12 protein-coding genes are annotated in these 12,071 nt (G+C 56.8%); 5 read left to right on the plus strand and 7 right to left on the minus strand.

Annotated elements, in window-relative coordinates:
- The first annotated feature begins 26 nt into the window (after positions 1–26).
- From F3J26_RS15720 to F3J26_RS15730, 3 genes are all read left to right on the plus strand, one after another.
- Positions 27–200 (plus strand): DUF1127 domain-containing protein, encoded by a 174-nt coding sequence (locus tag F3J26_RS15720; RefSeq protein ID WP_008458678.1) that lies wholly within the window; start codon positions 27–29, stop codon positions 198–200.
- A gap of 89 nt (positions 201–289) precedes the next feature.
- Entirely contained in the window at positions 290–619 is a 330-nt protein-coding gene (locus tag F3J26_RS15725; protein WP_166994758.1) for a DHCW motif cupin fold protein, read from the plus strand.
- Between the two features lie 4 nt (positions 620–623).
- On the plus strand, positions 624–1,151 hold the full coding sequence (locus F3J26_RS15730; protein WP_166994760.1) for a GNAT family N-acetyltransferase: 528 nt from the start codon (positions 624–626) through the stop codon (positions 1,149–1,151).
- 43 nt (positions 1,152–1,194) lie between these two features.
- Here F3J26_RS15730 and F3J26_RS15735 read toward each other — a convergent pair whose 3' ends face one another.
- From F3J26_RS15735 to F3J26_RS15765, 7 genes are all read right to left on the minus strand, one after another.
- Positions 1,195–1,440, minus strand: coding sequence for a YdgH/BhsA/McbA family protein (locus tag F3J26_RS15735; RefSeq protein ID WP_008458685.1), 246 nt, complete (start codon positions 1,438–1,440; stop codon positions 1,195–1,197).
- A gap of 175 nt (positions 1,441–1,615) precedes the next feature.
- Positions 1,616–4,879 (minus strand): autotransporter family protein, encoded by a 3,264-nt coding sequence (locus F3J26_RS15740; RefSeq protein WP_205246530.1) that lies wholly within the window; start codon positions 4,877–4,879, stop codon positions 1,616–1,618.
- Between the two features lie 196 nt (positions 4,880–5,075).
- Complete coding sequence (locus F3J26_RS15745) at positions 5,076–5,438, minus strand: YibL family ribosome-associated protein (protein ID WP_008458687.1); 363 nt, start codon at positions 5,436–5,438, stop codon at positions 5,076–5,078.
- A 71-nt stretch (positions 5,439–5,509) separates the two neighbouring features.
- Complete coding sequence (mtlR, locus tag F3J26_RS15750) at positions 5,510–6,049, minus strand: mannitol operon repressor MtlR (RefSeq protein ID WP_008458691.1); 540 nt, start codon at positions 6,047–6,049, stop codon at positions 5,510–5,512.
- 45 nt (positions 6,050–6,094) lie between these two features.
- A complete protein-coding gene (gene mtlD / locus F3J26_RS15755) occupies positions 6,095–7,243 on the minus strand; it encodes a mannitol-1-phosphate 5-dehydrogenase (RefSeq protein WP_166994762.1) in 1,149 nt (382 codons plus the stop codon).
- Between the two features lie 144 nt (positions 7,244–7,387).
- The gene (locus F3J26_RS15760; RefSeq protein ID WP_166994764.1) at positions 7,388–9,307 is read right to left on the minus strand and encodes a PTS mannitol transporter subunit IICBA; all 1,920 of its coding nucleotides are present in this window, start codon (positions 9,305–9,307) and stop codon (positions 7,388–7,390) included.
- A 470-nt stretch (positions 9,308–9,777) separates the two neighbouring features.
- Positions 9,778–10,374 (minus strand): NAD(P)H oxidoreductase, encoded by a 597-nt coding sequence (locus F3J26_RS15765; protein ID WP_166994766.1) that lies wholly within the window; start codon positions 10,372–10,374, stop codon positions 9,778–9,780.
- A gap of 100 nt (positions 10,375–10,474) precedes the next feature.
- Between F3J26_RS15765 and F3J26_RS15770 the strand changes: the two genes are divergently transcribed.
- Both F3J26_RS15770 and F3J26_RS15775 read left to right on the plus strand, forming a co-directional pair.
- Entirely contained in the window at positions 10,475–11,365 is an 891-nt protein-coding gene (locus F3J26_RS15770) for a LysR substrate-binding domain-containing protein (RefSeq protein ID WP_166994768.1), read from the plus strand.
- A 65-nt stretch (positions 11,366–11,430) separates the two neighbouring features.
- Entirely contained in the window at positions 11,431–12,039 is a 609-nt protein-coding gene (locus F3J26_RS15775; protein WP_166994769.1) for a glutathione S-transferase, read from the plus strand.
- The last annotated feature ends 32 nt before the right edge of the window (positions 12,040–12,071 follow it).

A 12,071-nucleotide genomic window follows, 5' to 3' on the forward strand; every position in this document is an offset into this window, starting at 1 on the left:
CCAGGCAAACCGCGAGGAGTCACAGCATGGGCTTTGAAGAGAACCACCATCGCAGACCGTTTTATGGCCTGGTAATGCTTTACCAGTATTTTCGCCGCAGCCGCCAGCGCCGCCAGACTTTACGGGCGTTACGCGAACTTAGTCCGGAACAACTCAGGGATATGGGGCTGACGAGGGATGATTTATCCCGCTGGGAATAACGCTTAAGCGGTGCCACACGCTGGCACCGTTTTTTATTTACTGCTATCAAAAGGAGGACCAGACAACAACAACAATACTCAGGAGCCGCATGAACATCACCGACTTGCCTTTTACTAGCACCGACTGGGCCACCCTAATCCCCACCGAACACCCCGGTATCACCGGCAAAGCGCTTTGGCGCACGCAGCAGTTTGGGCCCATCCGCGTGCGCATGGTGGAATACACCGCCGGCTATCTGGCCGATCACTGGTGCCAAAAAGGGCACGTTTTGCTGTGCCTGAAGGGTGAGCTGCAAACTGAGCTGGAAGATGGCCGCCAGTTTACGTTAACCCCGGGTATGAGTTACCAGGTAGCCGACGGCGCGGAGCCTCACCGTTCCTCAACGGCATCAGGTGCCGTCCTGTTTATTGTGGATTAACGCCATGCCGACGCTTTTGACGCCACGCCTGGCGCTCAGCCAAATCACCGAAGCCGACTGGCCACTTTTCCGCTACCTGCAGCAGCAGCCGGAGGTCATGCGCTACGTGGCCGATAACCGACCGGAGACAGAGATTCGCCAGGCTTTTGACGCCCGTCTTCCCGACTGGCAGCCGGGCAGCCGCCACTGGCTCTGTATGGTGATGCGCCACCGCAAAACCGGCGTGCCGATTGGCGTCACCGGTTTTATCCTGCGCGAGGACGATATCGCGGAAGTCGGATTTTTACTCGACCCGTCGTTTCACGGTCAGGGCTACGGGTACGAATCGCTGTACGAGGTGTGCGCCTTTGCATTTGCGGAGGTCGGCATCCGCAAGCTTGTGGCCACGGTCACCGCCGGAAATTTTCCGTCGAAGAAAGTGCTGGAGAAAGTCGGGTTTCAGCCGGAAGGAACGCTGCGGGAGAACTACTGGCTGAACGAACGCTGGCAGGATGACTGGATTTTTGGCCTGCTGGCCCGGGAGTTCAGATAAAACACGGGCCGCACAAGGCGGCCCATACTGCGTGATTCAAGACTTAGTTGTAGATTTCAGCCACGCCGTACATTTTATTATCACCGCCGGCGGAGACAATGCGGATAGACTTCGCGCCTGCCTGCTCGGCTTTCTGCTGCAGCTGGTGTTGCAGGCTGTCGAGGTTAGACGCGCCGCTGACCGATACGGTGCCCATTTTCTGGCTGACAGCTGGCTGAGTTTCCGCAGCGAAGCCGGAGAAGGAAGCAGCGAGAGTCATAACTACGGCAAAATATTTGATGCTTTTCATGATGATTACCTTTGCATTTTTTTAGTTGGAAGGCTGTCTGCCTTCGATGAGATAAGAATAGCGCCGCCGTGCTTTGTTTGTTAGCGGAACAATTCGCTTATCTACTTCAAAAAAACTGAACACAAAGTCATCATGATAATAGCGACGCTGGCAAAGCCCTGGCCCCGCAGAGCAGTCACCAATTCCAGCGCACGCCGACATTGCCGGTCACTACCCGCTGGCGTTCGCCGCCGAAGTTTGTCAGATAGCCTGTCGTAGCATAAAGGCTGCCGCTCTGGCTCACCTGCGCCACCAGCCCCGCCCCGATTTGCCCGGCCGTTTGCCCGACATTGCTGGCGATGGTTGTGCTGCTATCGAAAGCGGTTTCATCATCCTGGCCGAATGACCGCAGTACGTTAGCGCGCAGATAAGGCTTCCAGCTCACGCCGCTCGCCTCAAACGCCCACTGCAGCCGGGCCCCCACCCGCCCCTGCCAGGTATTGCCATTGTTCCAGCGAACATCGGAGACACCGTCGTTCAGCGAATCCAGCGAGGTTCGTTGCCAGATCAGCTGTACCTGAGGTTCAAGCGTCACGCCTTCACCGAGGGAAACGGGCAGCCCCGTCTCAACAGAGCCGGTCACCGCATTGCCGCTGGAAGAAGCATTCACCTCGTTGACCGAGTTAGTATTCAGCCGCAGTGCGCTGCCCATTAACACCGCGTCCGTGTACCAGCCGGAAGCCGCAACCCTTGTCCAATAGCCGCCGTAGTTGTAGTTATTCAGCTGCAGTTTGCCGACGCGCATGCCCTGTTTTGCCAGCGCAAAGCCATCGACATCCCCGGTCGCTCTGGAGAATCCGAACAGGATACCGAAGTGATGTGTCGCCCCATTATCCTCAGTGGCGGTATACAAATCCTGCCCCAACTGCAGTCCCCACAATGTACCGTTGAAGGACGGGTTCACATCTCCGTTTTGATGAATATCCGCGTGGCTTCCCCAGCTTCTGGCCCAAAAAGCTGGCGCTTTGTTATCACTGCCCAACAGACTCTGCTCGCCCTGACGGTCGTGGAAGGTGTAGATCTGCTGCAGGTTAAGCTGGCGGGCCACGGCAGGTGCTTCGGCGTACAGCGCAACTTCTGGCCGGTAGACATTCAACTTCTCATCGCCGTGAGAAGCATCCACGATGGACTCAGGCGTTTCTTCCGCCGGGGTGACCGACGTTGTCGAATCCGGCACAACCGTATTGCGCAAATCCCAACTCCCGCCGCTGCCGTCGGAGACGCCGCCTTTGGCGAGATAATAGGAATAAGCCCCGGCGCTGACGGTGCCTCCAGAAAGAGTGAAGGCATTTGCCGTACTGGTCGCACCGTTAGTGGCCTGCACCACCTGAATACCGTCTGCCGTAGTTTGCGCCCCGGCCCCGCCGATATTAGTGACCTTCAGCGTGCTGCTGCCCGAAGCGCTACCGCCGCTGAGGATAAGCTTATCAGACGCAGCCCCATCACTCGCCAGGACCGTATTCAGCGCAATCACGCCGTTCTGACCGCTATAGTTTCCGGCTACGGTCAGGCTATTCCCCACGCCGCTACCAGCCAGCTGAACAAGCCCCACGTTGGTCAGGTTGCCGTAAATCTGGAAATTGCCTTGCGGGCCAGCAGAAAGAATCGGCAGCGCATTTGTTACCGCCAACGTTCCGCTGTTCGTCACGTCACCATTCACCGTACCATAACCACCCAGTGTGGCTCCGGCCGCCACGGTGGTGGTGCCTGCAGCTGCCGCAGAGGTGTGAGCGCTGTCGCCTACAACCAGCGTACCGGCATTAACAGCCGTGCCACCCGCATAGCTGTTAACGCCGTTGAGCACCAGCGTACCGCCGCCCAGTTTTGTTAACGCACCAGCCCCCGTAATCCCCTGCCCAACAACGGAGGTGAATCCCTGAGTGTCAAACGTCCCGTTATTGGCAGTCACTGATATCGCACGGGATGTCGCAAGATCGAACGAACTGCCGAGCTGAAGCGTGCCACCGTTAAAGATAAGCCCACCTGTAGCTTCACCGAGCGCACTGTCTGCTGCAGCCTGCAGCGTGCCGCCGGTCAGCGTCGTCCCCCCGGTGTAAGTGTTAGCCCCCGTTACCTGCAGCAGGCCGCCACCGCTTTTTTCAACAGCTCCACTGCCGGTAATCTTCCCCGAATAGCTGCCGTCGCTGTTTTGCAGGAAACGCACCATCCCGTCATTAGAGACCGAAAGCGGCAAGTTGGTTGAGTTCGCTTGCAGCGTCGCGCCGTTGCTTACCGAAGCCGTTACGGAAGCCGTACTGGTACCTAGCATGCCGGTAAGATCCAACGTTCCGCTCTGCACGAGGGCAGTGGTAAACGCGCCAGTACCCGCCCAGGTCCAGTCGCTGCCGGTCATGGTCAGCGTCTGAAAATTGGTAAAGGCGTTAGAGGAGGTACCCGTCCCTTCTAATGTCACGGAGTTATTGCCTCGCCCACCATCGGCCAGGCCAATAATTTGCGAGCCGGTCTGGAGGATCAGCGAAATGCTGCCGTTGCCGCTGAGAATTGCCGTGCCGCTTCCGCCCTGAATCAGCCCGGCGTTGGTGATGGTGATATTACCGTTAGTCGAACGAATACCGATGCCGTTATTGCTGACGATCTGCCCACCGGCCAGGTTATTGATCGTAGTGTTAAAACTGCTGCCGAGCGTGTTTGCTACCACGCCGTCCACGCTGCCGCTGGAGGACGCGGTGCCGGTGGCCTGAATCAGGCCGCTGTTATTTAGCGTGGCGTTGTTGCCCTGCAAAAACACCGTGGGCGCATCTCGCCCGGAAGTGGACAGCGTCCCACTGTTGTTCACCGTGCCGCTGCCGCCCAGCAGCGAAATAGCCCTGGCGTTATTCCCTGATGTGGAGATGGTGCCGGTATTGGTGATGGTATTTCCTGCAGCGCCAGGATTGCTCTGCCCCCAGGCTGCGGTCATGCCGTAAGAATTGTTACCGCTGGTGGTGATAGTGCCGTTATTGATCAGCGTATTGTTATTACCGTTAGCGGCCATGCCGTCGTTGTAGGCCCCGGTGGTGGTCAGCGTGCCCGTCGCACCATTAGTCAGCGTATTACCGTTATTCACGCCCAGCAACAGCGCCCCACGGTTCGCCACGCCCGTGCCGTTATCAGAGAGAGTCAGCGCCCCGGCGTTGTTGATACTGCTGCCGCTGTCCACCGAAAATGGCGTCGCCTGGGTGGTCAGCGAGTAACTCCCGATCACAGTTGAGCCGAGATTAATCGTAACGTTATTGCTGCCTGCGGTGGCAACCACCGGCGGAATACCCGAGCCGCTACAGGTCACGGTGTCCCCGCTATTCGGCGTTGACGACGAACAGGCGGCGGTGGCAGGAAAGGGAAGCATGCCGGTTAAACCGGCCAGACAGACGGGAACCAGAGTCAAAGCCTTATTTTTCATGTTTACTCTCGCAGCAAGAAAGATAAACAACGGGTTGGCATTCCCTGCGGCCTCGCAGTAAGGCGGGCAAATTGTCCAGTGGTGGGGCTGGGGTAGAAGAAATCCACACCCGGCATTTAACTATAGAGCCGGGTGGAGATTTAAGAGGCTGATGAGGCGGGTTTTATCGGCTTATTTCACCGAAAAGAGAACGCGATCAGAATTCCGTGCGGGAGAAACCGGTCATCTCGGTCAGTTCCATCTCGCGACCCAGAGCGGTCATCGGATGGACAATTACCAGGCCACGCACGCTTTTCTTGAGCTTGCCCATATCGGCCTGCTCTTTTTTGGTAATCGCACGCTTGTACGGCAGCGCTACCAGCTTCTGCGCTTCTTTGCTCAGCTTCTGGTTACGCACCGCCTGCAGGCGAGCGATTTCGATTTCCAGCTTCTGCCGCTCTTTTTCCAGCTCGGCATATTTTTCCGCTTCGTTGATCAGATGCAGGCCTGGCATTTCGTGGCGGATAGCGTCCAGACGGTCGCTGAGGCGTTTAATTTCTGCTTTTTCGATTTCTTTCATTTTGACTTACCGTGAATAAAGATGGCTTGCTGGCAAGGATACACGATCCTGAGGGACAGGGCGAAAAGCGGCTATTTCTGGAAGGCTTTTTTTAAGCTGATCCGGGAGATCAGCTCGGTCAGGGAAAGGACCATCGTGGAACGAACGATTTGCATATATCGCTGACGCTGCATTGCCAACAACTCAGGATCGCTGCCGTCAACGAAAGTCGGCGTCGGCGGTAGTGCCGTCACGCAGTGCAGCTCGCCAAACGGGCCAAGCATTTCGTCATCGGTGAAGCTGTACTCGTTGCCGTCGTGGTTCAGTTCTTCCCGGAGCGCCATGAGCAGCTCGCAGTCTTCGTACTCGGCGCGGTTCAACACGCCCAGCCCGTAGATAAGCTTCAGGCGTACCGACAGGTCGCCCAGCGGGCCGTCGCCGTCCAGCAATGGCTCAACCGCATATTTCACCGCGTAGTCGTCCTTGCGGAACACCTGCAGCACCAGGATATTTACCGCTTCGGTTAACAGCTCGACGGCAGCAATCAGCAGGCTTCTTACGGTTTTGCCGGCATTCAGTCGCTCAAGCACGCGGTTTTCAAAGGCCTGGGTTTCTTCCATTTTTGCCTGCATCACTAAACATGTTTCAGGCGCGGTATCCACCGCGCCTGCATAGGGTTACGCTATGGCGTTATACGCCTTCACCGCCTCAGTCACGGCTTCGCTGTTTACATCCAGACCGGACACTTCCGCCAGCGCCGCCTGCGGGCCTTTATCTGCCAGAAGCTGCTTCAGCTCCTGCGCCTGCGGGTCCTGCTCGCTGTGGTAGTGCATTGCCGCCGCAATCCCTTTGATCAGGTGAGCGTGAGGCAAACCGTACTCAATCGTCCCCAGCAGCGGCTTAACCAGGCGGTCACCCGCGCTGAGTTTACGCAGCGGCTGGCGGCCAACGCGTTCCACGTCATCCTTCAGATACGGGTTTTCGAAACGACCGAGGATTTTCTTGATGTACGCGGCATGTTTGTCGGCTTCAAAGCCGTAGCGCTTAATCAGCACCGCACCGCTCTCTTCCATCGCCCCTTTCACTACGGCGCGCACTTTCTCATCAAGAATGGCATCGCGGATAGTCTGGTGCCCGGCCAGCTGACCGAGGTACGCGGTTATAGCATGCCCGGTATTCAGCGTGAAGAGCTTGCGCTCGACAAACGCCATAAGATTATCAGTAAGTTCCATGCCAGGAATGTTCGGCAGGTCACCTTTAAACTGGGTTTTATCGACAATCCACTCGCTAAAGGTCTCCACGGTCACTTCCAGCGGATCGTGAGTGGCGGATTCAGACGGCGGAACGATGCGGTCAACTGCAGAATCGACAAAGCCAACGTGCTGCTCTACCCACGCCCACGCGTCAGCAGACAGCGCTTTCTTGACGTGCTCTTTCAGCTGGCTGGTGCCACGCACCATGTTTTCACAGGCGATGATGTTCAGCGGCGTTTCGTTGCCGTTCGCACGGCGCAGTTCCAGGCCTTTGGCAAGCGTTGGTGCGATGCGCTCCAGCACAACCGGGCCGACGGCGGTGGTGATCAGATCAACCTGAGCGATAAGGGCCACAACGTCGTCGCCGATGCTGCTGACGGCATTCACGTTGGAGACGGTATCAATCTGCTTCTGCTCGCCGACTACGTGAACCTGGTAGCTGTGACGCGCGTTCAGGGCATCCAGAACCACCTGGTTTACGTCGGCAAAAGTCAGTTGCAGACCGGCGTCCGCCAGCAGTTTACCGATAAAGCCACGACCGATATTACCTGCACCAAAATGTAATGCTTTCATTGCGTTAACCTTCCTGATTATTTCACCCGTGAGGGCTGGGGTAAGGATACTGTATGCGAATCCCCTCACCCTAGCCCTCTCCCAAAAGGGGAGAGGGGGTAATGCTTTGCACCTGCTGCCCCTCAGGGGGTGAGGGGCAGGGTCTTATTTCTTACCGGCCAGCAAATCCAGCACTTCCTGGACGCTGGTGGTGTGCGCCAGGCGCTCAATCACCGACTCATCATCCAGCGCGTTGGTCAGGCTGGTGATGACCTGGATGTGTTCGTTATTGCGGGCTGCAATACCGATCACCAGGCGAGCCACGTCTTCCGGCTCTTCACCGAAGTGAACGCCTTCCGGGTACTGGCAGAACACCACGCCGGTTTTCAGCACGCGGTCTTTTGCTTCCACGGTGCCGTGAGGAACCGCGATACCTTCACCCAGGTAGGTCGGGGTCAGTTTCTCGCGCTCAAACATCGCGTCCACGTATTCCGGCTGCACGTAGCCGCCGTTCACCAGCTGTTCACCAGCGAAGCGAATCGCTTCTTCTTTGTTGCTGGCTTTCAGGCCGAGGAACACGTTACCCGCGCCCAGCTTGAACACCGCGTCTTCGCTGGAAACACAGCTGTCTTCCAGGCTGTGCATGACTTTTTCTTCTTTCTGACTCAGATTCTGGGAAGCCACCAGACGCTCAACCAGGTTAGCGTACAGGCTGCTGTCGAGGAAGTTGGTCAGGGAGATATGCTGCGCCTGCGGCACCTGGCGCATCGCACGCTCGGTCAGGTCGCGGTGGGTAATCACCAGGTCAACGTCGTCCGGCAGGCTGTTGATCGCGCAGTTGGTCACGGAGATATTTTTCAGGCCAGCGTCGTTCACTTTCTTACGCAGCACGCCTGCGCCCATGGCGCTGGAGCCCATCCCTGCGTCGCAGGCAACGATGATTTTACGCACGTGGCTCAGGTCGTTAGACAGGCCAGCACCTACCGCCAGCGGCGCTGCGCCACCTTTGGATTCGGCTTTCATTTCCTGCATACGGCGAGCCGCAGCTTCGATGTCGTCTTCTTCTTTCACTTTGCTGGTTTTCAGCAAGATGGCGGAGACCACGAAGGAGACAACCATTGCCGCACAGATAGCCGCGATGTTAGCGAAGTACGCGCCTTTCGGCGTCATTGCCAGTACCGCCAGGATAGAACCCGGGGAAGCCGGAGACACCAGGCCGCCGTTCAGCACGGTCAGGGTGAACACGCCGGTCATACCGCCGAGGATAACGGCCAGGATCAGACGTGGGTTCATCAGCACGTACGGGAAGTAAATTTCGTGGATACCGCCCAGGAAGTGGATGATTGCCGCGCCGCCCGCAGACTGCTTAGCGTTACCGCGCCCAAAGAACATGTACGCCAGCAGAACACCCATACCCGGACCCGGGTTCGCTTCAATCAGGAAGAAGATGGATTTGCCCAGCTCGTGGGACTGCTGAATACCCAGCGGCGAGAAGATACCGTGGTTGATGGCGTTGTTCAGGAACAGGATTTTAGCTGGTTCTACAAAGATAGACGCCAGCGGCAGCATGTCGTGCACAACCATGAAGTTAACGCCTGCCGCCAGAACTTTGGACAGGACTTCAACCGCCGGGCCGATGCCGAGGAATGCCAGAATCGCCAGGATCATCCCGATGATACCGGCAGAGAAGTTGTTCACCAGCATTTCAAAGCCGGATTTGATTTTACCGTCGACCCATTTGTCGAAGTGCTTGATTGCCCAGCCGCCCAGAGGACCCGCAATCATTGCGCCGAGGAACATCGGCATATCTGCCCCGACGATAACGCCCATGGTAGTAATCGCACCCACCACGCCGCCGCGGTCACCGCCAATCAGGCGACCACCGGTAAAGCCGATCAGCAGCGGCAGCAGGTAAGTGATCATCGGGCCTACCAGCTTCGCCAGCGTTTCGTTTGGCAACCATCCGGTAGGAATAAATAAGGCCGTGATAATACCCCAGGCGATAAACGCCCCGATATTTGGCATAACCATATTGCTGAGGAAACGACCAAAGCTTTGCACTTTGATCTTGATATCGGATGACATACACATACCCCTTGTTGGTGTTCCGCGCTGAAAAGCAGCCCGAGGTTTACTGTTAACGTAGCGGCAGGGTCGCCGGCCTTATGCAGTAAAGTGACGCGAATCTGGCACTGAATCGTTAATCTGTCCAGCAACCGCCTAATTATGTGATTTAGATCACTAATACTCAGGGATCCACCTTCCACATTGAGTGATGACGATCACATAATTGCAGTGTAAAAAAAATACACCGGGGGATTTTTAACCCTGATTGACCTTTTAATGTGACTAAAATCACATTTTGTTATGACGTCTTTGTTATTCATTTGTGATCTGGTTCACAAAGTATTTTGGGGCAGATTAATCCTAATGTGATCCAGTTAAAATCTGGGCGTTGACAACAAACGGCGGGCAAGAAAGGGATGAAAGTAAATTACAGCGAAGCGGCTGGCAGAAAGCGCGACGTTGAATGCCGCGCTGGAATGAAAAGTTAGTTACCCTAAGTCCGCGACAATGCCGCGCACCTGAGCAAACAGCTGCTGGTAATGGGCGTCGCTGTCGCCAATCCCCTCTTCCACGCCGATGGTGTTATAGAGGAACTCAATTTTTGCATCTTCCACGCCCAGATACCCCATTGAGCCGTGAATATAATCAGCCATGTTTTTTTCCCAGCCATATTTCACAAACCCGGCCTGCGAGCCGCCGACCAGCGCCACCCAGCGGATTTTCTTATTGCCCAGCGTGCTGCCTGGCCCGTAGCCCAGGCCGAAGTTCCACACGCGATCCAGATAGCCTTTGAGCATGGCCGGGAAGCTGTACCACCACACCGGGAACACGATCACCACGGTGTCTTTATCTTCTAACTCGCCAAACAAGCGATGAACTTCCGGGGAATACTGTTTCTGCGGGTTGTTCCAGTCCGGCTCATCTTCCATGCCCAGCGCCGGGTTAAAGCCGCTGCGGTACAGATCCAGGGAGGAGACGTTAATGCCGCGTTCGGCCGCCTCGCCCTGAATTTCCTGCACCACCTGCGCGGTTAGCGACTCACTGCGCGGGTGCGCCCAAACAATATACATATTCTCTGATTTCATGGAGTTATCTCAGCCAGTGGGGATGTGCGTTCACTTTACGACCGCTGGATAATTCTGTAAAACGTAGTATTTGAGATAGGTTAATGAAGGATTTTCACTAATGGCGCTGAATTTTACCGACTTTGCGACCTTTATCGCCGTGGCGCGGCACAAAAGCTTTCGCGCCGCCGGGGACGAGCTGGGGCTGTCTCCTTCGGCGATCAGCCACGGCATCAAACAGCTCGAGCAGCGCCTGAAAATTCGGCTGTTCAACCGCACCACCCGCAGCGTCTCGCTGACCGAGGCTGGCAACAACCTCTACGAGCGCCTGCGCCCGGCCTGCGACGAGATTCATACTATTCTCGATGAGGTGAACTCGTTTCGGGACACGCCGATGGGCACCCTCAAAATCAACAGTTCGCGGCTGGCATCACGCCTTGTGCTGATGCCGCTGGTCGCCGGGTTTACCGCCCGCTATCCCGACATCAAAGTCGAAGTGACCACCGACGACAGGCTGGTGGACATCGTGAAGCAGGAGTACGACGCCGGGATACGGCTGAGCACCACGGTGGAAAAAGACATGATTGCCGTTCCCATCGGCCCAAAAGCGAGGATTTGCGTCGTCGCCACGCCGGAATACCTGGCGCAAAACCCTGCGCCAATGCACCCTCGCGAGCTGGTTAATCACTGCAGCGTCATCTTTCGTTTTCACAGCGGCCGCCCCTATTGCTGGGAGTTTTACGGGCCGGAGGGCAAGCTGGAAGTGACGCCGTGCGGCAACATCATCGTGGACGATCTCGACTCAGAGCTGGCAGCGGTGCTGTGCGGCGCAGGCATCGGCTATCTCTATCAGCAGCAGGTAGAAGAACACCTGGCAAGCGGCAGGTTGGTTTCAATGCTCGAAGACTGGCTGCCTGCGCTGCCGCCGTTCCAGTTCTATTACCCAAATCGGCAATACATGCCCAGCGCGCTGCGTGCCTTCGTTGATTACATAAAAGCGCAGCAGGCGTAGACTTTTTCACCAATGTTGGGTATCTGTTTCATACTTACCTCAAGTTGGCAAAAACGGATAATGTCATGAAACTGATCGGTAATTACACCAGCCCCTACGTGCGAAAGATCTCGGTCATCCTGCTTGAAAAAGGCCTCAGTTTTGAATTTATTAACGTCAACCCGTGGGTTGGCGACAGCCCGGCTCCGCAGTACAACCCGCTAGGCAAAGTCCCTACGCTTATCACCGATGAAGGCGAGCGCTGGTTTGATTCGCCGATCATCGCCCAATACCTTGAGCTGCTAAACATTGCGCCAGAGCTCATTCCGCACGACCCAAAAGCGGCGCTGAAAGTGCGCCAGCTTGAGGCGCTTTCCGACGGCATTCTGGACGCGGCGTTAACGTCGGTGCGTGAGAAACTGCGCCCGGCGGAACAGCAGTCTGAAGAAGTCCTGGTGCGTCAGCGCGAGAAGATTGGCCGCGCCCTCGACCTGCTGGAAGAATACGCCGCCGACGGCACCCTGGCCGCCGAGCCGCTCGATCTGGCCAGTATTTCCGCGGCCTGCGCAGTGGGCTATCTTAATTTCCGCCGCGTTTCACCGGGCTGGTGCGTGAACCGCCCTCACCTGGTCAAGCTGGTAGAACAGCTGTTCCAGCGCGAGAGTTTTGCCCGTACCGAACCGCCCGCGGCATGATCTGCGGCCAGGACAGGGGACGCTGTCCCCTG

This window comes from Enterobacter sp. Ap-867 (assembly GCF_011752855.1).
Classification (GTDB): Bacteria; Pseudomonadota; Gammaproteobacteria; order Enterobacterales; family Enterobacteriaceae; genus Cedecea.